Below are 23,601 nucleotides of genomic sequence, written 5' to 3' on the forward strand. Positions count from 1 at the left end.
TGAGATTAGCCTTTAAAACTGATAATAAATCGTTAAATTTGCAGCCGTTAAAATGACACTTCTTCCATGCAGAAAAAAATAGCCTCTATCCTTTTTTCTACCCGAATAATGGCCGTCTTATTTATCCTTTTTGCAATTGCCATGGCCATGGGGACACTTATAGAAACCTGGTACAGTATTGAAACGGCAAGAATCTTAATTTATAATACGTGGTGGTTTGAAGCCATTATGCTTTTTCTTTTAATAAATTTCATAGGGAATATTAAAAGATATAACCTTCATAAAAGGGAAAAGTGGAGTAGTTTACTATTGCACCTTTCATTCATCCTTATCCTAATTGGTGCATTTATTACCCGTTATATCAGTTATGAAGGTATTATGCCCATTAGGGAAGGCGAGACCACTAATATTTATTTGAGTACTGAAAGCTATCTTACCTTTTTTGTAGATGGTGAGATTGATGGGCAGCCGCGTAGAAGGGTACTGCAAGAGGATGTGCTTTTCGGGCCGGAAGTGGAGAATGATTATGTACTGAATACCGATTTTAATGGAAATCCGGTGAAGTTTGAAGTAATTAATTTTATCCATGGAGCTGAAGAAGCTTTGGTTCCAACCGAAGACGGAGAGAATTACCTGAAGATTGTAGAAGCGGGAGAAGGTCAAAGACATGATCATTATCTTAAGGAAGGTGAGGTAAGTAATATACATAATACACTGTTCACGCTGAATAGTCCTCAGGACGGAGCTATTAATATTCAGGTTGATGATGAAGGTAAGTATATAATTGATTCTCCTTTTGAAGGTACTTATATGCGTATGGCAGATCAAAAGCAGGGCGAGCTGGTAAAAGATTCTACCCAGGCCTTAATGCTGAGATCTCTTTATAATATTGGGGCGATGCAGTTCGTAATTCCAGAGCCTGTAATTAAAGGAGAATATGATGTGGTGCCTACCAATCCAAAGACCAAACAGGATCTTGATGCGGTTACCTTGAAGGTCACTGCCAATGGAGAATCTGAAACTGTGACTTTATTAGGGGGAATGGGAACAGTTGCCGATCCGGCTCAAATTAACCTTGGAGACCTGGAAATATTTTTGAAGTACGGTTCTATTGAGAAAGAATTGCCATTTGCATTAAAACTTAATGATTTTATTGCAGAAAAATATCCCGGAACTGCCGACAGGGAAACTCCCGGTTATGCATCGTTCAAAAGTAAGGTTGAAATTATTGAAGAGGGAAAACAGCCTGAACCTTACGAGATCTATATGAATCATATTCTGGATAAAGAAGGATATCGATTTTTCCAGTCCAGTTTTGATCCTGATGAAAAAGGAACGGTGCTCTCTTTAAATCATGATTACTGGGGAACCTGGGTCACTTATATAGGTTATACTCTTTTATATTTAGGATTAATGCTTATTCTATTTGATAAAGGCTCACGATTTGGAAATCTTAAAAAGATGCTGGATAAAGTAAAAGCGAAGAAAAAAGCGCTAAGCCTGATCGCTGTATTTTTATCACTTTCTTCAGGAATCTATGCTCAGGAGGATGATAATCATATGCATGATGAGACCGCCAAGGCTCAAATGGATAGTATCATTAAAGCTAATGTTGCAAGTGAAGAGCACGCCGCTCAATTCGGAAGACTGATTATTCAGGATGCCGGAGGAAGAATGAAACCTGCAAATACCTATTCTTCAGAATTGCTTCGGAAACTTAGTAAATCTGATAAATATGAAGGATTAAGCTCAGATCAGGTACTGATTTCCATTACAGAAAACCCTACAGTATGGTACAATGTTCCAATCATATTTGTAGAGAAACATAATGATAGTCTTCATAAGCTGCTTGGAGTGGAAGAAGGAAGAAAATATCTTTCCTTAACCGATTTCTTTACCAATACCGGGGAATATAAGCTTTCAGGGCACTTGGATAAAGCATACAGAGCCGCTGTTCCGAATAAATTTCAAAAGGATTTTATTAATACGGATAAAAAAGTAACTCTATTTTATCGGGCCCTTCAAGGTAAAGTGTTGAAGATATTTCCTGTTCCTGGAGATGAGAATAATAAATGGGTTTCGTATAAAGAAGTTGATGAGGCCAATTTAAAGGGCATGGATTCTGTCTATACGAAACAGATCCTTCCGTTGTACATCAATGCATTGCGTTCAGGACGCGAAACAGGTGATTATTCTAAAGCCAATCAATATCTGGAAAGTATTAAAAGCTATCAGCAAAAATTTGGTGCGGAGGTAATGCCTTCCGAAGAAAAAATAGATGCGGAGATTACTTATAACAAGTATAATATTTTTAAAAATCTCTACTGGATGTATATGCTGGCGGGGATCTTCATGCTCATATTCGTAATTACCAGAATTTTCAAGGATAATAAATTTATCCGGAGTTTAATTTACGTGAGCATCGCAATTATTGCCATCTTGTTTACACTGCATACTGCTGGTCTAGGAGTAAGATGGTATATATCCGGACACGCTCCCTGGAGTAATGCTTACGAATCTATGATCTATGTAGCCTGGGCTACTATGTTCTTTGGTCTGGCTTTCGGAAGAAAATCTAATTTAACAATTGCCTCTACCGCTTTTGTAACCGCTATGGTCTTGTGGAGCGCGCACCAGAACTGGACAGATCCAGCAATTGCCAATTTGCAGCCAGTGCTGGATTCCTACTGGTTAATGATACATGTCTCTGTAATTGTAGGGAGCTATGGCCCGTTAACCCTGGGAATGATATTAGGAGTAGTGTCTCTATTACTAATGACGCTTACCACCGAATCCAACAAAAAGAAAATTTTACTAAATATTCGTGAGATCACAATTATTACCGAAATGGCTTTGACCGTTGGTTTGGTAATGTTAACCATTGGAAACTTCCTGGGAGGACAGTGGGCTAACGAAAGTTGGGGTCGCTATTGGGGATGGGATCCAAAGGAAACCTGGGCACTAATTAGTATTATGATATATGCTTTTGTAATTCATATGCGATTAGTACCAGGCTTGAGAGGAAGATGGACTTTCAACTTTATGTCGGTCATTGCTTATGCATCCATAATGATGACCTATTTCGGGGTAAATTTCTATCTAAGTGGACTACATTCCTACGCGAGCGGAGATAAGGTAATTACGCCAACTTTTGTTTACTATACACTTGGAGGTGTTGCGATTCTTGGGGCTGTATCTTATTGGAAATACCAGAAACATTACGCTAAAAAAGCTAAGAAAGAAATTGAAAAAAATGCGGGGACTATTTAAAAAATTTGAATTCGGCCTGATAAATTAAAGTTTAACTGCTTTTCCTACTGGTTAGCACGATGTAATCTTTGCGCTCTTTGCGAAAAATGCTTGGGTTTAGGTGGGTGATTTGTCTAAAGTCTTTGATAAAATGGGACTGATCATAATACCCACAATGATAAGCCATGCTGGTAAGATCCATGGGTACATTTTCCTCCATTAATTTCATGACCCGATTGATCCTGATGATTTTCAAATATTTCTTTGGACTTATACCGATCACTTCCTTAAATCTTCTTTCCAATTGTCTCTGACTTATATAGACCTTGCCGGAGAGTTCTTTTATATTGGGAATTTGAGAGTGGCGTAAAATATTAGCTGCTTTAAGGATATAATCTGAATTGGCTATAGAACGTTCCAGCATATTATTCAAAAACTTATCAGTTCTTTGCACTAACAGATTGAGGTTTTTTTCTTCTCTAATCCGGTGACAGAATTCTTTGAATACCTGTCCGAATAAAAGATTTGTATCCTGATAGCTATCGGTCATTTCTACACCTTGAATTCCGAAGAGGTTATAAAGAGCTTCAGGTCTAAACCTAATAGTAAAAACCTGAACAGGATGCGGAAATTTAACTTCATAAACCCTAGTTAATAATCCAATAAGCATATAATCTGGAGACATATCCCAACTATGCTCTGAAGTCATCATCTGGCAATGTTTATCATCCAAATGAATTATAAGTTCCAGGCATCCATTGGGTACAATTTGAAGGGAGGCTTCCGGCTCTGCATTTGTATTGTAAGTTCCGTAGGAATAACACTCCACGTAGGGTCTTAGACTCGGCGAAGGTTTTATTTCTTTTACAGAAATCATATATCTAAAGATCAGTTAGTTAGTTGTAAATTACAAAAAACATATTATTTCATTTGACTCGGAATCTTATCATCTTCCCAAACCTCCCTCAATACTGAATCCAGATCCAACAATGCCTGTTCACAATTACCATTGAATGAGGAGCCATGCATGGTTGCAAGAGTCTTTGGCTGCAAGTGGGCCAGGGTTTCTATAATTCCCTTGGTGTGTTTGGTATACGGAGTATATCCCATTAAAGGTCCGTTGTCAAATTCAAGCATGGAGTTTTTATGTAATCCCAGGATATCGTTATTTGTGAGAGCCTTTTGATCACCGTTCTGATGGAATAAATCTGAACACAAAAGAGTCTTGTTTGTTTCTTCAAATAGTACTCCCGCGTCCCATCCATGCGGTAGGTGAGGAGTCCGTATAAAACGATAGCTGTATTTACCAGTACTAAGAACATCATCTGTTGCCATAGCATGGGTTGGCTTTAAAGAGAAATCACTCATGTTTACTAGCGCCCCAACTTCACTGCAAACCGGTTGTGCATTAGGCGCAATTTGCAACCACTCGTTCAAGGCTCCACACTCATCCACTTCAAAATGACTAAAACCAATCCATCTTATTTCTTTAGGTTCTATTAATGTCGAAACCGCTTCTTTTAAAATTGGAAATAATTGCTTCATTCCCGCATGATAAAGCATAGGTTGTTCATCTCTTATAAGAAAATGGTTGAATTGTAGGTTCAACTCTTTAATATAGATGGAGATTCTAAAAAGGTCTGGTGCAATTTCTGTGATTTTCATAAAGCTTATTTTTAATTAATACTTACTAACTTTAAAATTATCTTTTATACAGTAATATTAATTGTAAAAAAGCGACATATTTAAATTTTTGTTTGCTTATCAACATAAAAAAAGCCCTGCATATTGCAGAGCTTTCTTATCAAATAGGTAAGAAAACTATTTCAAATTCCCAACCATATCTTTAGGGTCTACCCATTCATCAAACTGTTCATTGGTTACATAACCAAGATTTGCAGCTTCTTCTTTAAGCGTAGTTCCGTTTTTATGGGCTGTATTGGCTATTTCAGCCGCTTTATAATACCCGATCTTAGTATTGAGGGCAGTTACAAGCATTAAAGAATTATTCAGGTGTTCTTTGATTCTTTTCTCATTAGCCTCAATTCCTGCTGCACAATGCTCTTCAAAAGACATACATGCATCGCCTAATAATTCAGCACTCTGTAATAAGGCATTTGCCATAACCGGTTTAAATACATTCAATTCAAACTGACCCTGCATTCCACCAACGCTAATAGTTGTGTCATTACCCATTACCTGAGCACAAACCATGGTCAAAGCTTCACACTGTGTTGGATTTACTTTTCCTGGCATAATTGAAGATCCAGGTTCATTTGCAGGAATATTTATTTCCCCAATTCCGCTTCGAGGTCCGGAAGCCAGCATTCTTATATCGTTTCCAATCTTATTTAAAGAAACCGCCAACTGTTTTAGTGCTCCGTGAGTTTCAACAAAAGCATCATGAGCTGCTAATGCTTCAAATTTATTTCCAGCTGAAACCAGAGGCATATCTGTAAATTTTGCAATGAATTCAGCGACTCTTTTAGAATAACCTTTTGGAGTGTTTAAACCAGTACCCACCGCAGTACCTCCTAAAGCAAGTTCAGCCAGATGCGGAAGTGTATTTTCTAAAGCTCTGATTCCAAAATCAAGCTGAGCAACATAACCGCCAAATTCCTGACCCAGGGTTAGGGGAGTGGCATCCATAAAATGGGTACGACCTATTTTAACGGTGTTTTTAAATTCATCCGATTTTTTCTTTAAAGTATCCCTTAGTTTACGAAGTCCCGGAAGTGTCACTTTAGTTACCTTGTTATAGGCCGCGATATGCATACCTGTAGGGAAAGTGTCGTTAGATGATTGGGATTTGTTTACATCATCATTTGGCTGCAATGTCTTATCTCCTTCACCAATGGTGTTACCGGCAATTTGATGCGCTCTATTGGCGATAACCTCATTCACATTCATATTACTTTGAGTACCACTACCTGTTTGCCAGATCACTAACGGAAATTGATCATCATGCTTCCCTTCGAGAATTTCATCACAAACCTGAGCAATAAGATCTCTTTTATCTACCGGCAGAACTCCCAGTTCACAATTAGTATATGCAGCTGCTTTTTTAAGGTAGGCAAAACCATATATAATATCTAAAGGCATAGAAGAGGCGGGACCAATTTTAAAATTGTTTCTTGAACGTTCGGTTTGCGCTCCCCATAATTTATCTGAAGGAACTTTTACTTCCCCCATCGTATCTTTTTCTATTCTGTAATCCATAATACAAAAGTTGATTGTTGCGCAAAGTTAAGGTTTAGCATTTTTCTTTAAACTAAAAAATCTTTAAAATTAAAACGGTTAAAAGTTCTTTTATATAAGCATGGAAAATTTAAAAAACCACTTTAAAGGCGTAAAATATTAATGTTACTATAAATAGTGAATTAAACAACTTTAGTTATGTAAAATATTAATAATAAGTTTTTTATGTAAAAATTAGGGGGAAAAACCCTTACTGTTGAGGGATGAAAAAACTTAATTTTGTAGAACTTTTAACTAAATAAATAGAGGGATGAAAAAGCAATATTTTTACTATCTCGTTTCAATGGTGTTTTTCTTCGGAATTATAAGTTGTAATACCAATGACGACGGGATAGAATCATCAGGTCAATACCTGACAGCAAATGTAAATGGATTGGATTTTAATGCAGATGAGAATATTGCTTCTCTGCATTTTACAAGAGGATTTGGAACCGCAGGTAGTGTGAACCTGTATGTTAGGGTAATTTCTACAGAGGGGGATGTTATGGAATTCCTGGTAGAGAACTATACCGGAGTGGGGAAATACTATATTGGCGACCATATTTATAATAACAGCTGGATTAAATATGAAAGACCTTCTGTTTCTGAACAATGGATGGTTCAGCCGAAAGGGGCACTGAATCTCAATTCAAATTTCATCGAAATTACCTCTAATGAAGATAAGTTTATAGAAGGTAGAATTTCCTGTAAGGAGCTCAGGAATACTTTAGCAGAAATTTTTGGAGCTATTGAGGGAGATTTCAGGCTCGTTTACAGGCCATAATTCACAACTCATTATAATTAAGGAATTAACAACTTCCGTAAAAATGCATAAAAAACTAAGTGATTTTTTGTGATAAGCGGGGTAGACTTCATATCTTTGGCCAGATTCAAATCAAACTTTGACTGTTATGTTCGAATTCGATCAATACCTTGGTTTCTTAGCTTTTCTAGCAATATTAACAATGGGTTTCTGGCTTATGATCTTTTTAATGGCATTCCTTCCTTACTGGATAGGTGGTTCTGTTGGAGAGTTGATTAAAGAAAAACGCGAAGCTCGAAAGAAAGCTAAAGCGGAAAAAGCATAAAAAAAGGGACTATTTTTAGTCCCTTTTTTTATGCTTTATATTTTCAGAAATTAGAATTCTCCTTCTTCAAAATCTTCACTATCGCCTCTTCTGTTCTCACGTTGTTTCTGTTGGTTAAATCTATAGATCAATGAAACCGTGAAATTTTGTCCCTGTCTCCATTGAAACTCACTATCTCTCTCGTAAGTATCGGTTAAGGTGTATGAATCTCTTCTTCTAGAATTAAGCAAGTCTCTTACATTAAGTGAGAGCGTCGCATTTTCATTAAAAATATCTTTACTGAATGCCAAGTCAAGGGTAAAGATTCCTTCTTGGTTTCCCTGTACACTTTCATAGGCACCCCGGTAAAATGCATTGGTTTGCCAATCTATTTTTGCTGGTAGGGTTACTTTGGAGCTAAATCGTGCAAACCAACTATTGTTTTCAGCATCATAACTTCGACCATTAAAATCTCCTTCGGTTTTAAATCTAAAATAGTTAAAACTACTATTAAGCCTTAACCATTTTTCAGGATTGTATAATATCCCCAGCTCAGCTCCAGTACGATCATTGCTTGATAAATTTACAGGAATGGTTCTCACAACATTAGTTCCTGCAACGTTATCTTCAATTCTTTCAAATGAATCTGTCTCATGCTGATAATAAATTGAAGATGTTAAGGTAAGTTTTTCCCACCTTTTCAGATAACCAAGATCAAAAGCGTTTGAGTAGGCCGGTGTAAGGTTTGGATTCCCCTGAAAAACATTATTTGTACTGCTACGGGAAGGAAATGGATTAATAAACCAACCTCTTGGCCTGTTGATCCTTCTATTGTATCCCAGGGTGATGTTTTCTTCTTCTGCAACTTCATAAATAAGATTTACGGTAGGGAACAGGCCTAAATAATTATTATCAAAATTGGTGTCTATTGGGATTCCAAAAGCTTCTTCAAGTTGAGCCTCGGTTAACTCACTTTCTATATCTCCCTTTAATTGCGTGTTTTCCAGTCTAAGGCCCAGAAGGAAAGAAAGATCTCCAAATTTACTCCCGTACTGTGTGTAAACAGCGTTTACATTTTCAGTATAATCAAATACGTTGGAAAGTGTTTCGTTGAAAACAAATTCTCCCGTGGTGACATCTTCCTGGAATAAAGTATAGTCAGTGATTTCGTTTTCAAAATTTCCTCGATAGCCGGCTTCAAACTGAGAATCTTCATTAATTGGCAACACGTAATCTGCCTGAATTAAATATTCTTTCTGGTCTTCTGTTGTATTAATATTTTCTCCAATAAGGGGGTAATCAATATTTCCAGAATTTGAATCTATTTCTTCATTAATAGTAGTAAACTGCGTTTCACTATCAATTTCATACTGAAAATCTGCCGTAAGTTTATGGCCTTTATTATTAAAATTATTGATATAATTAAGAGCAAATTGCCAGGAATTATCGTTTTCAGTTTCCTTTTCCCTACGAGTAGTTTGTAAGGCGAGTCCGTCTTCCAGGGTATAGTAGTCTGTAGTATTTGTAGTAAGATCTACATCTTCACCACCACGATAAAATATGGTACCTGTAATGGAAGACTGATCATTAAGAAAATATTCCATCCCGAAATTGGTGTTAAAGTTCCTGTTCAAACGCTCAATATCCCTGTCTTCATAGATTCTTGAATATTCAGTCTGGCTATTTTCAAAATAACGGGTATCAAAGAATCCGCCACCGGGAGCATCAAAATATCGTACCCCTGTGGTCGTAAATAGATTAAATTTTTCAGTGCGATAATTTAAATTCGCGGTAGCGCCAGCATTCGCAGGAGTACCGGCATTAAGCGTAAGAGAACCATTAAAACCAAGTGTTTTCTTCTGTGTTAAAATAATGTTTAAGATACCTGCCGTACCTTCGGCGTCATATCTGGCAGAAGGAGAGGTGATTACTTCCACCCTTTCAATAGCATCTGCCGGAAGATTGTTCAGGACATTAGTATCTCCAAAACCTGCCATCGCTGAAGGTTTTCCATTAATAAGAATTTTTACGTTTTCATTTCCTCTTAAGCTAATAGCTCCATCAATATCTACAGTAACAGAGGGTACATTGTTTAATGCATCGCTAACGGTTCCACCGGCGGTAGTAAGGTCTTTTCCAATATTATATATTTTCTTGTCGAGTCTAACATCTACCTGTGTAGTTTCGGCATGCACCACAACTTCATCCAGGTTTTCTGAACCCATCCCCAGCTTAATGGTTCCTAAATTTAAATCACCACTTATTTTTCTATTATTGAATTCTTTCGATTCATAGGATATGAACTCTACAACGATATTATAGGTTCCCTCTTTTACATCTACAGCAAATTCTCCATTAATATCGGTAACCCCTCCATTGATCATTGAAGGGTCATTTACATTTTCTACAGAGATAGTAGCATATTCCAGAGGAACTTCCAGCTCATCATCAATTACTTTTCCCGTAATTGTATATTTTACAACCTCAGCAGGTGCCTGAGCGTAGGTGTTAAAAGTAAAAATACTGAGAAAACTCAGAATTAGGCTAAACGCATAGATTTTTCGGATGGTCATTATCAATTTTTATTTTTATGACCAATGGGAATTGAAATGGTTTAACCTATCCAGGTTAATAGTATGTTAATGAATATGACAGGGAATTTTTATGCGCACCTAAACCTCCGTAAATCAAGACTTTCTTGTGATTTCTTTGTTTAGGAGAACATAGTTTTCAAATTGTAGGTCATCCAGGAACTTTTTTAAATTTCTATGCTCATTCTTCTGAATTGTTTTCAATTTATTGATCTGTTGCATATTACCTAAACTAGAATTGATGATCTCATTTTTCTTAATGGTATACTCAATAATTGAGTCCTCAAGAAGTTCTGTTTGTTCAGGATTAAGATCAAGTTGAGATTTCCAGGTAAGAGCCAGCTCCCTGGCTACATCCCGTATCTCTTTGCGGTTTTTTTCGTGAATGTGTATTTGTGAATAGACGAAACCAGCCACAGCAGCGGCTGCGACACTCATCAAAGCAATTCTGTGTTGAAGTTTCATTCTTTTTCCTTTAAAGCAGTTTTTGAATATCTGAAGGTGGCCTGCCTATTACGGCTTCGTTGTCGGTCTCGACTATGGGCCTTTCAATAAGCTTAGGGTTTTTAACCATTGCCGTAATTATTTCACGGTCACTCAGGTCTCTATGCTTATATTCCTCTTTCCAGATTTTTTCATTTTTACGAACCAATTGAATTGGGGTGATTTTCAGTTTTTTAATTAGATCTTCCAATTCTTTCTCATCAACAGGTTCTTTAAGATATTCTATTATTTCAAATTCCTTACCAGAATTTTTTAAAATTTCCAATCCCTCTCTGGATTTTGTACATCTTGCGTTATGATAGATCTTTAACATGCTATAATTTTTTCGTTTTTAAAATAATCAATTAAATCAAATTTTAAAAGTCGAGAGATAAACTTATCAATCTTCGTTCCGTTGGCCCATCATCATTAAAAAAGATTTTAGAAAAGCATCAATATCACCATTCATAACGTCATCTACATTCCCCGTTTCTTCAGCAGTTCTAACATCTTTTACAAGTTTGTAGGGATGCATCACATAATTTCGAATTTGTGATCCCCATTCTATTTTCATCTTAGAATCTTCTATCTCCCTGCGTTGAGCCTGTCTCTTTTGAAGCTCGATCTCAAATAATTGACTCTTCAAAAGCTGCATGGCCTTATTCTTATTCTCAAGCTGCGATCTGGTTTCAGAATTCTCTATGACAATTCCCGTAGGGGCGTGACGTAATCTTACGGCGGTTTCAACTTTATTCACATTTTGCCCTCCGGCACCAGAAGATCTCATGGTCTCCCAACTAAGATCTGATGGATTGATATCTATTTCTATACTATCGTCCACTAAAGGATAGACATATACCGAAGCAAAAGAAGTGTGTCTTTTCGCATTAGAATCAAATGGTGAAATCCTCACCAAACGATGAACTCCATTCTCACCTTTTAACCAGCCAAAAGCATATTCTCCTTCAATTTCGAGGGTTACGGTTTTAATACCAGCGACATCACCAGCCTGGTAATTGAGTTCACGAATCTTATATTTTCGCTTTTCAGCCCACATGAGATACATTCTCATAAGCATTTCTGCCCAGTCACAGCTTTCAGTTCCACCGGCACCCGCTGTTATTTGAAGAACAGCGCTCATACTATCACCTTCTTCTGATAGCATATTTTTGAATTCAAGGTCTTCAATAAGATCTACTGAAGATTTATGTCTCTGCTTAACGTCTTCAGCGCTTGCTTCTTCCTCCTTGTAAAATTCATAGATCACTTCAAGGTCCTCCACAAGAGTTTCAGCCTTTTCATAATCTCCAACCCAACTTTTTTCAGAATTCACCTCTCTCATGATCTGTTCGGCCTTTTTTGGGTCGTTCCAGAAATCAGGAGCAAAGGTTTTCTCCTCCATATTGGTTATTTCAATCTTTTTGGCATCAATGTCAAAGATACCTCCTTAACGCAACCAGGCGCTCTTTAAGATCTCGTATATTTTCTATTGTAATCATTCTTGGTCGATTTGTCGTAAAAATAGAATTAAAGGGAGTTTCGGAAAAGTATTTAACGATTATTTTATAGTTTTAGAAAGCTTTAAAAACTAACTAAATGCGCACTAATCTATTTATAATTCTGGCAATCAGTATTTCCCTTGTTGCAAATGCTCAATTTCTGGAAAAAAAGGAGGATTTAAAAAAATATGATGGCTACTTCAATTTTCATTATAACGAAAAAGAAGATGAAATCTACCTGGAAGTAGATAGTCTGGATCAGGAATTTTTATACACTCATTTTCTTACTACCGGGATTGGCTCGAACGACATTGGTTTGGATAGAGGACAGCTTGGAGGTACCGCGGTGGTGAAATTTCAGAAAGCCGGGAATAAATTACTGCTGGTTCAGCCAAATCAGGACTACAGGGCGATCACTAAAAATCAAGCTGAAAAGGAAAGTGTTTCTGAAGCTTTTGCAAAATCTGTATTGTTCGGATTTGAGATCAAAGAAACAAAAGACGATACTTATATTATTGATTTCACACCATTTCTAATGCAGGATGCACATGCTGTGTCAGATAAACTGAAAAAAGGTGAATATGGAACTTATAAGCTGGAAAAATCAAAAAGTGCTTTAGCGTTAAACCGAACCAAGGCTTTTCCTGAAAATGTGGAATTTGAAGCAATGCTAACTTTTGAAGGAGATCCCAAGGGCAGAACTATAAATTCAGTCGTACCCGATGCTAAAAATATTAGTGTCACCCAGCATCACTCTTTCGTGAAATTACCCGATGATAATTATAAGAAGAGAGTATTCGATCCCAGAAGCGGCGCCATCTTTATTTCTTATATGGATTATGCTTCTCCAGTATATGAACCCATTAAAAAGCGTTATGCTATAAGGCATCGTTTAGAGAAGAAAGCTCCTGAAGCCGAAATTAGCGAAGCTGTAGAACCTATTGTCTATTACCTGGATCCCGGTACTCCGGAACCGGTACGATCGGCATTACTGGAGGGTGCGAAATGGTGGAATCGGGCATTTGAAGAAATAGGTTATGAAAATGCTTTTCAGGTGAAAATGTTACCGGAAGATGCAGATCCTCTGGATGTAAGATACAATGTGATACAGTGGGTGCACAGATCTACTAGAGGCTGGAGTTATGGAGCCAGTGTGGTAGATCCAAGAACTGGTGAAATTATTAAAGGTCACGTAAGTCTTGGCAGTTTGAGAATTCGTCAGGATTTTATGATCGCCCAGGCTATGATGAATAGGCCGTTTGCCGAAAGTGATTTAAATCATGACCCCATGATGGAACTTGCTCTGGCCAGAATTCGTCAATTATCGGCACACGAAGTAGGCCATACCATTGGATTTGCACATAATTTTGCTGCCAGTACAGAAGATAGGGCTTCGGTAATGGATTATCCCCATCCTCAGTTTGAACTGGATAATGGTGAAATTAAATTTTCCAATGCTTATGATACAGGAATTGGCAAATGGGATAAGGTTACGGTTAATTATAGTTATAGCGATATTCCTGAAGACAGAAATGAAAAGGATTATCTTAATTCGATTTTGGAAGAAGCGAGAACTGAGGGCCTTATTTTTATTACAGATTCAGATGCTCGAGCATCAGGAGGAGCGAATGCACTGGCTCATTTGTGGGATAATGGGAAGAATGCAATGGAAGAGCTTGAAAATATTTTAAAGATTAGAAAAAAGGCGATTGAAAATTTTTCAGTCGAAAATATCAGGACTGGTGAAGCTTATTCTGTTTTGGAAGATGTGTTTGTGCCGCTTTATTTTTTCCATCGTTATCAAACCGAAGCGGCTGTGAAATTAGTTGGCGGACTCCAATATGAATATGCCGTAAAAGGCGGAAGCAATAAGATCGTAGAACACGTTGATGGGAAAATGCAGGAAAAGGCATTAAAGACTATTTTAAAAACTTTATCTGCTGAAGAGCTTGCTATTCCAGAGGATAAATTAGAATTATTCCCTCCACGTGCTTTTGGTTATTCAAGGGACAGAGAATCTTTTAAAAGTAATACCGATGTAGCTTTTGATGCAATGGGAGCTCCTGCAACAGCAAGTGAGATGACACTCACCTTTCTAATGCACCCGGCAAGAGCAGAAAGACTTATCCAGCAACATAGTTTAAATACTAATTTACCAGGGTTAGAGTATGTTTTGGATAATATTGTTTCAGAAACTATAAAAGCGAATGTGACTGGAAATTATAAATCAAATGTTCAGAATACGATCAATTTTATTGTTTTTAAGCATCTTTTGAGTTTGGCTATTAATGAAAAATCCACTCCGTTAGTAAGGGCTATTACCAATGAGAAAATTGACGAACTGTCTAACTGGTTAAAAGGGAAAGGGGATGTAGTTTCAAAAGAAATGTATAGAACTATAAAAATGTTCAGGGAAAAGCCGGAGGATTTTAAGTTGGAGTTGAATGTTCCAAAGATTCCCGATGGTTCACCCATTGGAACCTATCGTTAATTATTGCTGTTGTTGTTGCTGTGCAGAAACCGATACAGTATATTCGGTTTCGTTCTTGCCAGAAGAAAAAACCACACCTTTTAGTGGTGGACAATCTGAATAGTCTTTTCCGTGAGCTACTTTAATGTGGTTTTCAGCCGCAATTAGATTATTTGTAGGATCAAATCCTACCCATCCGCTATCGGGCAGGCAGCATTCCACCCATGCATGCATTTGTGAGTCTCCAAAATAACCGTTCCCCTGATGCAAATAACCTGATACGTACCTGGAAGGAATTCCGAATTGTTTAGCTATGGCGATAAACAGATGTGTAAAATCCTGGCAAACTCCCTGTTTAATTTCAAGAATATGATTCAAATCGGTATCAATGTCGGTAACGTTCGCTTTAAAAGTGAATTCATTTTTTATCCATGAATTCAAATTTTGCAGATTTTCCAACAGGCTAATTTTTTCATCAAACTGAAAATCTACTTTTTGATGCAAGGTGGTTAAATCGGTTTGGCGAAGAAACACATCGTTGCCAGCCATAAATTCCAGTGACCTTAAGTGTTGATATTCGGTTTCTGAAAACCCTTGAGTAAGCTTTTCAAAGATGTTCACTACTTTTTTTGTAAGATGAAAGTTGGCAGTGAATTCTATTTCTTCAAAAGCTGCCCTGGTTCTAATTCTGTAGGTTCTAAAATCATAGCCATTAATAGAATTTTCAACAGGGATATTTAAGGAATTACTGAAGTTGTCTGCTATCAATTCCTGAGATTCATTATCTTCCGGAATGATCAAAAACTGCCAAAGAGCACCACTGGTCTGATTTTCATAGGTGTTTTTTGCCGTATAATTTATTTTATAGTCCAGATTCATCACAGAAATTTAAGAGCTTCAAATTAAGTCCATTTTCATGAATTAATAATTAAAATATTCGGTTTGTAGCTTAAGGCCAATGTTATTTAGATCGTCCAGAATATTTTCAATAAACGATTGCAGGTCACTTTCAATTTCTTCGATGACTTTATATTGGTATTTGGCTCTTACTTTTCCTATTAAAAAGGCGGAGGAGTGTTTAGAAGGATGTTTTTCAGTACTGAGCACCATAATATGTTTGCAAACTTCGTTCAAACTATTCATTACAGATCTTGGGCAATCTGTATTTAAAATTAAAAATTCCAGGGTAGTAATGCTGGTGGGAGTTTGCCTGTAGAATCTTCTCATCATATCGTAAGATTCTGCACATTTCAAAAGGGTAGTCCATTCGTAACTATTCTTAAGGGTATCTCCATAACTTCCCTGCGCAATTACCGCATCCTTGAATTTGGAATTTATGATCCGGATGATCTGTGTAGCTCTTTCAATATTAATTCCCAACATAATAATGGCATAAACTTCATCATGTAGTAAGGTGCCTCTAATTTTACCTCTCAAAACCGAAGTACTTTCGGCTACCTGAACCGTAAAATCATAGAGGCCTCTTTTAAGAAAATTATCAACTGGATAGTTGAGTACAAAATGATAGAATTTATTAATAGATTCATATAATTCCGTAGAAATGAGATCTCGTGCGCTATTTGCATTTTCCCGGGCGAGCTTTACATAGTTAATAATAGAAAAAGATTTCTCCGGATTCAGGCCAATATCGTATAATACCTCTGCTTCTTTAAGCTCAGCTTCTGTTCGGCTAAAATCATCAGCCATGAAAAGCATAGACTGAAGAACAAATTGACGGTTTTGAGAAAGTTCATTTGGAGCGTCCAGGGACGCAAAATAATTCACGTTTAAATATCTGGCTATATGCTCTGAACGTTCTATATATCTCCCCATCCAAAATAAATTATTGGCTACTCGTGCTAACATAAACTATTTATTGTTTTTTAGAACCCAGGTGTCTTTGGAACCTCCACCCTGAGAAGAATTAACGATTAAATTTCCCTTTTTGAGAGCTACTCTGGTGAGCCCTCCTTTAAGTACAAAATCTTTGTCTGCACCCAATAACGTAAATGTTCTTAGGTCTACATGTCTTGGCTCGAAACACTCATTGTCCTCTATATAAGTGGGATGAACCGAAAGTGACATGATGGGCTGAGCTATGTATTTTCTGGGACTTGCTTTAACTGTTTCCCTTACTTCTTCAATTTCTTCCGGTATAAGTCGGTTTCCTATGGAAATCCCATATCCGCCGGCTTCATCTACAGGTTTGATCACGAGATTTGAAATATTCTCAAGAACATATTTTAACTCATCAGGCCTACTGCAATGATAGGTAGGAACATTGTTTAAAATAGGTTCCTCATTAAGATAATACTTAATAATTTCTGGCATATAGGTGTAAATGGCTTTATCATCGGCTACCCCCGTTCCCGGTGCATTCACAAGACAAACATGACCTTTTTTATAAGCGGCCATTAGGCCGGGAACACCTAGCGCAGAGTCTGGCTTAAACTCTAATGGATCTAAAAATTGATCATCTATACGTCTGTAAATAACATCTACCTTTTGGGGCCCGTTGATGGTTTTCATATAGACGAAATCATTTTTAATAAAAAGATCACCTCCTTCAACCAACTCAACTCCCATGGCTTTCGCGAGATAAGAATGTTCGTAATATGCTGAATTATAAATACCGGGAGTAATTACCACGCAATTAGGCACATCAACACCCTGTGGCTTCACACTTTCCAGAATTTCCAGCAGATTTTCAGCATAATTGGTCACCGAGTACGCCTGGTAATGATTAAAAACACCAAAAAGTGCTCTTTTTAAGGCTGTTCTATTGCATACCACATAACTTACTCCAGATGGGCATCGAATGTTATCTTCCAGCACATAATACTTACCGTCAGAATGCTTGATGAGATCGGTTCCGGAAATATGGTTGTAGATGCCTCCAGGGGGATTAAATCCGTTCATTTGATCCAGATAGTTCACCGAAGAACTAATAAGATCTAAAGGTACGATTCCCTCTTTAATAATATTTTTATCGTGATAGAGGTCGCGTAAAAATTCGTTTAAAGCTTTACTTCTCTGGAGTACACCTTTTTCAATCAGTTCCCATTCTTCTGAATCAATAATTCGCGGGAATAGATCGAAAGGAAAAATTTTCTCTTTGATTTCATGATCTCCATAAACTTGAAACGTAATTCCCTGATTGAAAAAAGAGGCTTTGGCTTTATTATTTAATCTGCCAAAATCCCGAGCAGAATGTTCACTATAAAGATCGAATAAGGTTTTATAGGTTTCCCTTACGTTATCATTTTCATCAAAGATTTCGTCATAAAGTTTAGGGTCACGGTTATAAGATCTAAAAGTGGGATTTTCACTGGAGTTTTTCATGAATATGATTTGTATTAAAATACAAATTAATCCACTGGAATTCATTCATTTAAACAAAACATTGTGAATTATATTGAATTCTAAATATGTCCTTAGTGATTTTTTTACTCGTAAATACTGAGAAATATTATTGAATCTGGAATAGAGAAAAGAATCTTTAAGTTTTTACCTTAGCGTTCAGTAAATTTTTTTAGAATGAAAGAGATAGATCTTAGAAGTGATACGGTTACCAGGCCAACTAAAGGAATGTTGCAGGCTATCATGTCTGCGGAAGTTGGTGATGATGTATATAAAGAGGATCCAACGATTAATAAGCTGGAGAAGAAACTTGCAGAAATGTTCGGGAAAGACGAAGCCTTGTTTTTTCCAACAGGAAGTATGGCAAACCAGGCGGCTATAAAACTTCATACACAGCCGGGAGAACAGTTGATTTGTGATAAATGGGCCCATGTTTACAATTATGAAGGCGGGGGAGTTTCTTTTAATAGCGGTGTTTCCTGTAAACTGGTAGATGGAGACCGGGGAATGATCACTGCTGAACAGGTGGAAGAAAACATTAATCCTCCAGACTTTTATCATAGTCCGTTAACAACTTTAGTTTGTCTTGAAAACACGACCAATAAAGGAGGAGGTGCCTGTTATGATCTTGAAGAAGTTAAGAAGATAAGACAGGTTTGCAACCAAAATGAACTTGGATTTCATCTGGATGGTGCAAGACTTTTTAATGCGCTGGTTAAGACGGGCGAGAGTCCAAAGGATTATGGTAAGCTTTTCGATACCATATCAGTTTGTCTGTCCAAGGGGCTGGGCACACCAATGGGATCTGTATTAATTGGTGATAGCCGACTTATGAAAAATGCAATTAGAGTAAGAAAAGTTCTGGGTGGCGGAATGCGCCAGGTAGGATTTATGGCTGCAGCCGGTATTTATGCGCTGGATAATCACCTGGAAAAACTTAAGAAGGATAATGAAAGAGCATTGGAAATTTCAAATTTTCTAAAAAATCAGGCGTATGTTAAAAGAGTAGAGCCTACAGAGACCAATATAGTTATCTTTTATTTGAACGATGCTGATAAAGAACCAGAATTTATGGATCAGCTGTCAGAAAATAATATAAGAATAAGCAATATGGGGCAGGGTAAATTAAGGATTGTGACGCATCTGGACTATTCTGAAGAGATGCATCAATATTTCCTGAAAACACTTCAGAATATAGACCTGTAATTAAAAAAAGCTTAACTAAATATTGGCAGGTCTTTAATACGGGTTGGGTTTAAATTCATTTAATTTTCAGAAAAACTGAATTATGAAGAATTTAAAACCGAGACAGGAAGTTCCAGAATTAATTGTAAAAACCACAAAAGGTTTGAAATGGAATCTTCGCGATAACGAACCTAAGAATTTTACCATGCTGATTTTTTATCGCGGAATTCATTGCCCCGTATGTAAAAAATATCTGGAAGAATTAAACACTAAGATCGAGGATTTCAAAGATAAAGGAGTTAATGTTATTTGTGTGAGTTCCAACAAAGAAGAGCTTGCTCAAAAAACAGTAGAAGAGTGGGATATTCAAAATCTAAATATTGGTTATGATTTTAGTATTGAAGATGGTAGGAAATGGGATCTATTCGTTTCTGAAGGTATAAAGGATGCTGAACCGGATGTGTTCTTAGAACCAGCCTTGTTTCTCATAAGGCCTGATAATACCTTATATTCCTCGAGTATACAGTCTATGCCGTTTGCCAGACCCAAGTTTGATGAATTGCTTAAGTCGATCTCTTTTGTATTAAAAGAGGATTATCCCGCAAGGGGAGAAGCTTAAAGTTAAACTTTAAGCTCTAAATATAAAAAAGCCCGGAATCATTTTTCCGGGCTTTGTTTTTTTCTAAAAAAAATTATTTCATCATATCTGAGATACCAGGAATATCTGGCATTCCATCTTTAGCGGCAGCGCCAACTTCAGCTTCATTAATACCCGTAGCTTTTTCAATAGCCTTATTCATGGTTAAAACCAGGTAATCTTCCAGCTGTTCTTTATCTTCAAGTAATTGATCATCTATAGAGATATTTTTTATTTCCCTATTCGCTGTGATGGTTACTTTTAATAATCGGTCATTGGATTGTTCATCTATAAGAACCGTGTCCATTCTCTTTTTTGTAGCTTCTACTTTTTCCTGGGCTTCCTTCAATTTATTCATCATGCCCATCATATCTCCAAACATATTATTTTCAATTTTAAAATTATGACTTCAAATTTACTAAATTACCAGATCAAACCAGTCATTATGAAAAGAGTATTCCTTATTCTATTAGGATGCGTTACATTTGCAACCGCTCAAAATAATAAGAATTTGAAAAAAGACATTCAAGCCCCGAAAGCAAAGAAAATCGCCAAAAAACTCGAGATGCATAGTGATGTGCGTCTAGATAATTATTTCTGGATGAATCAACGTGAAGATCAGGAGGTGATAGATTATCTGAAGGCCGAAAATGACTATAATGATCAGATGACTTCGCATACGAAGGAATTTCAGAAATCCTTGTTTGAAGAAATGAAATCACGAATAAAGGAAGATGATCAATCTGTTCCTTATAAATTGAACGGTTACTGGTATATAACCCGGTTTGAAAAAGGATTTGATTATCCTGTTTATTCCCGAAAAAGGGAAACTCAGGATGCGCCAGAGGAGATCATGTTCAATGTAAATGAAATGGCGAAAGGTTTTGATTATTATAGCCTTGGCGGCCTTAATGTTACGCCCAATAATAAACTGGTAGCATTTGGAACAGATACGTTAAGCCGAAGAAAATACACGATCAGGATCAAGAACCTCGAAACAGGAGAGATCTATGATGAGGAAATAAAAAATACCACGGGAGGTTCTACCTGGGCCAATGATAACAAAACACTTTATTATACCAAGAAAGACCCCCAAACTTTAAGGTCTTTCAGAATCTATAAGCATATTCTTGGTACCGATCAAAAAGAAGATCAGCTGGTGTATGAAGAAGAAGATGAGACATTTAATACCTACGTTTATAAATCGAAGTCCAGGGAATATATCATTATTGGCTCTCACAGTACTTTAACTACGGAATATCGTTTCCTGGACGCTAATAAGCCGGAGGAAGGCTTTAAAGTGTTTCAGCCCAGAGTGAGAGGATTGGAATACAGTATATCCCATTTTGACGGACATTTCTATGTGGTTACGAATAAAGATGAAGCGACCAATTTTAAGTTAATGAAAACACCGGTAGATAATACCGGTATGGAAAACTGGGTAGATGTGATTCCGCATAGAATGGATTTTTTACTGGAAGACATAGATATTTTTAAGGAGTACCTTGTAGTTAGTGAGCGAACCAATGGTCTTAATAAAATAAGGATCATAAAATGGAACGATAACAAGGAATTTTATATTCCTTTTGATAATGAGACCTACACGGCATATACTTCTATAAATCCGGACTTTGAAACTGACCTGTTGAGGTATACCTATAACAGCATGTCTACACCAACTTCAGTAGTGGAGTATAACATGAAGACAGGAGATAAGAATGTGCTGAAGGAGCAGGAAGTCCTGGGAGGGAATTTTGATAAGAATAATTATGTTTCTGAAAGACTTTGGGCAACTGCCAATGATGGAACCAGGATCCCGATTTCTTTAGTTTATAAAAAGGGCACCAAAAAAGATGGAAGTAGTCCTTTACTTCAATATGCCTATGGTTCATACGGTTCCACGATAGACCCCTATTTCTCAACTGTAAGGCTGAGTTTGCTGGATAGAGGATTTATTTACGCAATAGCCCATATACGCGGGGGTGAGTATCTTGGAAGAGAGTGGTATGAGGCCGGAAAATTGTTTAGAAAGAAGAATACGTTTACAGATTTTGTGAATGTTTCAGAATTCCTCATCAAAGAAAATTATACTTCAGCCAACCACCTTTATGCCATGGGCGGATCAGCCGGAGGGCTACTTATGGGAGCGGTTGTTAATATGGCTCCCAATTTATATAACGGAGTGATCGCCGCAGTACCATTTGTAGATGTGGTTACTACAATGCTTGATGATAGCATTCCACTAACTACAGGAGAATATGATGAATGGGGAAATCCTAATAACAAAGATTATTACGAGTACATGAAATCTTATTCACCTTATGATAATGTAAAAGCACAGGACTACCCTAATATGTTAGTTACAACAGGCCTTCATGATTCCCAGGTACAATACTGGGAACCTGCAAAGTGGGTAGCCAAATTAAGGGAACTGAAAACCGATGATAATATTTTGCTTTTACATACTAATATGGATGCAGGGCATGGAGGTGCTTCTGGAAGATTTGAAGCTTTAAAAGAAGTAGCTGAAGAATACGCGTTCTTATTGGAATTGGAAGGCATTCACGAATAATTAAAAAATTTGCCTTAAATTTGAACGATTTTGAGAGTACTACTTTTAAAATTATTTTATAAAAGAACTTCGATTTATGAGAGAAGATTTGAAGGTATATGACAACGTATTACAGTTAGTTGGTAATACTCCGTTAATTCACCTAAATAAGATTACCAGTACTTTTAAGGGACAATACTTTGCAAAAGTAGAAGCTTTTAATCCTGGTCACTCCTCCAAAGATAGAATAGCACTTCATATAATAGAAGAAGCTGAGAGTAAAGGCATCTTAAAACCCGGAGATACCATTATTGAAACCACTTCTGGGAATACTGGTTTCAGTATAGCAATGGTGAGTTGTATCAAGGGGTATGAATGTATTTTAGCGGTAAGCTCGAAATCTTCAAAAGATAAGATAGACATGCTGAAAACAATGGGAGCTAAGGTGTATGTCTGTCCGGCCAACGTTCCCGCAGACGATCCTAGATCTTATTACGAAGTTGCTAAAAGATTACATAAAGAAATAAAAGGTTCCGTTTATATCAATCAGTATTTCAATGAATTGAATATAGACGCCCATTTTCATACTACAGGTCCTGAAATTTGGAAACAAACTGAAGGAAAAATCACACATTTACTGGCGTGTAGCGGAACAGGGGGTACTATCTCTGGAACTGCTAGATTCTTAAAAGAAAAGAATCCCGAGATTAAAATTCTTGGAGTAGATGCATTTGGTTCAGTCTTAAAAAAATATCACGAAACCCGTGAGTTGGATAAAGCGGAGATTTATCCCTATAGAATTGAAGGTTTGGGGAAAAATCTTATCCCGTCGGCTACAGATTTTGATGTCATAGATAAATTCACCAAGGTTTCTGATGAAGATGCAGCGCATACTGCAAGGGAAATTGCAAGAACGGAAGGTCTTTTCGTTGGTTATACCAGTGGAGCGGCAATGCAGGGCTTGAAACAATACCAGGAAGAAGGAGAATTTGATGAAAATTCGAATGTAGTTATAGTTTTTCCAGATCACGGTTCCAGATATATGAGTAAGATCTATAGCGATGATTGGATGAATGAGCAAGGATTCTTTGATACAGAACAGGAAACTACATCACAAACTATCGAAGTAATTAAATAATACTTTGTTAACACTTATTAACAAAAGCATCCTATTTTTTGTAGGATGCTTTTGTTTTTACTAGATTTCGATGTTTATAATTTACTTTGTAGAATTGAGCCAAATTTCAGTATTTTTGCGGCTCGTCTAAAAAA

The 23,601-nt window shown here is 36.9% G+C and carries 19 protein-coding genes; 8 read left to right on the forward strand and 11 right to left on the reverse strand.

Features of this window, described 5'->3' with window-relative positions:
* Positions 1-66: 66 nt before the first annotated feature.
* The gene (ccsA, locus tag BLT95_RS02615) at positions 67-3,270 is read left to right on the forward strand and encodes a cytochrome c biogenesis protein CcsA (protein WP_089664509.1); all 3,204 of its coding nucleotides are present in this window, start codon (positions 67-69) and stop codon (positions 3,268-3,270) included.
* A gap of 31 nt (positions 3,271-3,301) precedes the next feature.
* Here the strand turns inward: ccsA and BLT95_RS02620 are convergent, their stop codons facing one another.
* From BLT95_RS02620 to fumC, 3 genes are all read right to left on the reverse strand, one after another.
* Positions 3,302-4,126 (reverse strand): helix-turn-helix domain-containing protein, encoded by an 825-nt coding sequence (locus BLT95_RS02620; RefSeq protein ID WP_089664510.1) that lies wholly within the window; start codon positions 4,124-4,126, stop codon positions 3,302-3,304.
* 44 nt (positions 4,127-4,170) lie between these two features.
* The gene (locus BLT95_RS02625; protein WP_089664511.1) at positions 4,171-4,914 is read right to left on the reverse strand and encodes an MBL fold metallo-hydrolase; all 744 of its coding nucleotides are present in this window, start codon (positions 4,912-4,914) and stop codon (positions 4,171-4,173) included.
* A gap of 156 nt (positions 4,915-5,070) precedes the next feature.
* Complete coding sequence (gene fumC / locus BLT95_RS02630) at positions 5,071-6,468, reverse strand: class II fumarate hydratase (protein WP_089664512.1); 1,398 nt, start codon at positions 6,466-6,468, stop codon at positions 5,071-5,073.
* Positions 6,469-6,757: 289 nt separating this feature from the next.
* On the opposite strand from fumC, the gene BLT95_RS02635 reads away from it, so the two are divergent.
* On the forward strand, positions 6,758-7,270 hold the full coding sequence (locus BLT95_RS02635; protein WP_089664513.1) for a hypothetical protein: 513 nt from the start codon (positions 6,758-6,760) through the stop codon (positions 7,268-7,270).
* A gap of 127 nt (positions 7,271-7,397) precedes the next feature.
* Entirely contained in the window at positions 7,398-7,574 is a 177-nt protein-coding gene (locus tag BLT95_RS14380) for a hypothetical protein (protein ID WP_026934940.1), read from the forward strand.
* Positions 7,575-7,624: 50 nt separating this feature from the next.
* On the opposite strand, the gene BLT95_RS02645 is transcribed toward BLT95_RS14380, so the two are convergent.
* From BLT95_RS02645 to prfB, 4 genes are all read right to left on the reverse strand, one after another.
* The gene (locus BLT95_RS02645) at positions 7,625-10,126 is read right to left on the reverse strand and encodes a TonB-dependent receptor (RefSeq protein ID WP_089664514.1); all 2,502 of its coding nucleotides are present in this window, start codon (positions 10,124-10,126) and stop codon (positions 7,625-7,627) included.
* Positions 10,127-10,240: 114 nt separating this feature from the next.
* A complete protein-coding gene (locus tag BLT95_RS02650) occupies positions 10,241-10,609 on the reverse strand; it encodes a hypothetical protein (RefSeq protein WP_089664515.1) in 369 nt (122 codons plus the stop codon).
* A 10-nt stretch (positions 10,610-10,619) separates the two neighbouring features.
* Positions 10,620-10,961, reverse strand: coding sequence for an arsenate reductase (glutaredoxin) (arsC, locus tag BLT95_RS02655; RefSeq protein ID WP_089664516.1), 342 nt, complete (start codon positions 10,959-10,961; stop codon positions 10,620-10,622).
* 66 nt (positions 10,962-11,027) lie between these two features.
* A protein-coding gene (gene prfB / locus BLT95_RS02660) for a peptide chain release factor 2 (RefSeq protein ID WP_157718005.1) occupies positions 11,028-12,126 on the reverse strand; the annotation gives its coding sequence in 2 pieces (ribosomal slippage) (positions 11,028-12,062 and positions 12,064-12,126; 1,098 coding nt in all).
* 97 nt (positions 12,127-12,223) lie between these two features.
* On the opposite strand from prfB, the gene BLT95_RS02665 reads away from it, so the two are divergent.
* Complete coding sequence (locus BLT95_RS02665) at positions 12,224-14,617, forward strand: zinc-dependent metalloprotease (RefSeq protein WP_089664518.1); 2,394 nt, start codon at positions 12,224-12,226, stop codon at positions 14,615-14,617.
* On the opposite strand, the gene BLT95_RS02670 is transcribed toward BLT95_RS02665, so the two are convergent.
* From BLT95_RS02670 to BLT95_RS02680, 3 genes are read right to left on the reverse strand one after another with little or no spacing between them, the layout of a single operon-like run.
* Positions 14,618-15,475: a transglutaminase family protein gene (locus BLT95_RS02670; RefSeq protein WP_089664519.1), complete on the reverse strand. Its 858-nt coding sequence runs from the start codon at positions 15,473-15,475 to the stop codon at positions 14,618-14,620.
* Between the two features lie 42 nt (positions 15,476-15,517).
* Positions 15,518-16,462: an alpha-E domain-containing protein gene (locus BLT95_RS02675; protein WP_089664520.1), complete on the reverse strand. Its 945-nt coding sequence runs from the start codon at positions 16,460-16,462 to the stop codon at positions 15,518-15,520.
* 3 nt (positions 16,463-16,465) lie between these two features.
* On the reverse strand, positions 16,466-17,938 hold the full coding sequence (locus tag BLT95_RS02680; RefSeq protein WP_089664521.1) for a circularly permuted type 2 ATP-grasp protein: 1,473 nt from the start codon (positions 17,936-17,938) through the stop codon (positions 16,466-16,468).
* Between the two features lie 195 nt (positions 17,939-18,133).
* Between BLT95_RS02680 and BLT95_RS02685 the strand changes: the two genes are divergently transcribed.
* A complete protein-coding gene (locus BLT95_RS02685) occupies positions 18,134-19,162 on the forward strand; it encodes a GntG family PLP-dependent aldolase (RefSeq protein WP_089664522.1) in 1,029 nt (342 codons plus the stop codon).
* An 82-nt stretch (positions 19,163-19,244) separates the two neighbouring features.
* Positions 19,245-19,760 carry a redoxin domain-containing protein gene (locus BLT95_RS02690; protein WP_089664523.1) on the forward strand — a complete coding sequence of 172 codons (516 nt, stop codon included), beginning with the start codon at positions 19,245-19,247 and terminating at the stop codon, positions 19,758-19,760.
* Positions 19,761-19,833: 73 nt separating this feature from the next.
* On the opposite strand, the gene BLT95_RS02695 is transcribed toward BLT95_RS02690, so the two are convergent.
* The gene (locus BLT95_RS02695; protein WP_089664524.1) at positions 19,834-20,160 is read right to left on the reverse strand and encodes a YbaB/EbfC family nucleoid-associated protein; all 327 of its coding nucleotides are present in this window, start codon (positions 20,158-20,160) and stop codon (positions 19,834-19,836) included.
* Positions 20,161-20,223: 63 nt separating this feature from the next.
* On the opposite strand from BLT95_RS02695, the gene BLT95_RS02700 reads away from it, so the two are divergent.
* Together BLT95_RS02700 and BLT95_RS02705 are read left to right on the forward strand one after the other, a co-directional pair.
* On the forward strand, positions 20,224-22,350 hold the full coding sequence (locus tag BLT95_RS02700) for a S9 family peptidase (RefSeq protein ID WP_089666826.1): 2,127 nt from the start codon (positions 20,224-20,226) through the stop codon (positions 22,348-22,350).
* Between the two features lie 76 nt (positions 22,351-22,426).
* Positions 22,427-23,467: a pyridoxal-phosphate dependent enzyme gene (locus tag BLT95_RS02705; protein WP_089664525.1), complete on the forward strand. Its 1,041-nt coding sequence runs from the start codon at positions 22,427-22,429 to the stop codon at positions 23,465-23,467.
* Positions 23,468-23,601: the final 134 nt, after the last annotated feature.

The sequence above is a fragment of the Gramella sp. MAR_2010_147 genome (assembly GCF_900105135.1).
Lineage (GTDB): Bacteria > Bacteroidota > Bacteroidia > Flavobacteriales > Flavobacteriaceae > Christiangramia.

Coding starts and splice junctions, on each gene's coding strand:
- fumC (WP_089664512.1), bottom strand. CDS start 6,468: ATGGATTACAGAATAGAAAAAGATACGATGGGGGAAGTAAAAGTTCCT.
- BLT95_RS14380 (WP_026934940.1), top strand. CDS start 7,398: ATGTTCGAATTCGATCAATACCTTGGTTTCTTAGCTTTTCTAGCAATA.
- BLT95_RS02690 (WP_089664523.1), top strand. CDS start 19,245: ATGAAGAATTTAAAACCGAGACAGGAAGTTCCAGAATTAATTGTAAAA.
- BLT95_RS02675 (WP_089664520.1), bottom strand. CDS start 16,462: ATGTTAGCACGAGTAGCCAATAATTTATTTTGGATGGGGAGATATATA.
- BLT95_RS02635 (WP_089664513.1), top strand. CDS start 6,758: ATGAAAAAGCAATATTTTTACTATCTCGTTTCAATGGTGTTTTTCTTC.
- BLT95_RS02700 (WP_089666826.1), top strand. CDS start 20,224: ATGAAAAGAGTATTCCTTATTCTATTAGGATGCGTTACATTTGCAACC.
- BLT95_RS02695 (WP_089664524.1), bottom strand. CDS start 20,160: ATGTTTGGAGATATGATGGGCATGATGAATAAATTGAAGGAAGCCCAG.
- BLT95_RS02670 (WP_089664519.1), bottom strand. CDS start 15,475: ATGAATCTGGACTATAAAATAAATTATACGGCAAAAAACACCTATGAA.
- BLT95_RS02680 (WP_089664521.1), bottom strand. CDS start 17,938: ATGAAAAACTCCAGTGAAAATCCCACTTTTAGATCTTATAACCGTGAC.
- BLT95_RS02645 (WP_089664514.1), bottom strand. CDS start 10,126: ATGACCATCCGAAAAATCTATGCGTTTAGCCTAATTCTGAGTTTTCTC.
- BLT95_RS02685 (WP_089664522.1), top strand. CDS start 18,134: ATGAAAGAGATAGATCTTAGAAGTGATACGGTTACCAGGCCAACTAAA.
- BLT95_RS02705 (WP_089664525.1), top strand. CDS start 22,427: ATGAGAGAAGATTTGAAGGTATATGACAACGTATTACAGTTAGTTGGT.
- BLT95_RS02625 (WP_089664511.1), bottom strand. CDS start 4,914: ATGAAAATCACAGAAATTGCACCAGACCTTTTTAGAATCTCCATCTAT.
- BLT95_RS02650 (WP_089664515.1), bottom strand. CDS start 10,609: ATGAAACTTCAACACAGAATTGCTTTGATGAGTGTCGCAGCCGCTGCT.
- BLT95_RS02620 (WP_089664510.1), bottom strand. CDS start 4,126: ATGATTTCTGTAAAAGAAATAAAACCTTCGCCGAGTCTAAGACCCTAC.
- BLT95_RS02665 (WP_089664518.1), top strand. CDS start 12,224: ATGCGCACTAATCTATTTATAATTCTGGCAATCAGTATTTCCCTTGTT.
- ccsA (WP_089664509.1), top strand. CDS start 67: ATGCAGAAAAAAATAGCCTCTATCCTTTTTTCTACCCGAATAATGGCC.
- arsC (WP_089664516.1), bottom strand. CDS start 10,961: ATGTTAAAGATCTATCATAACGCAAGATGTACAAAATCCAGAGAGGGA.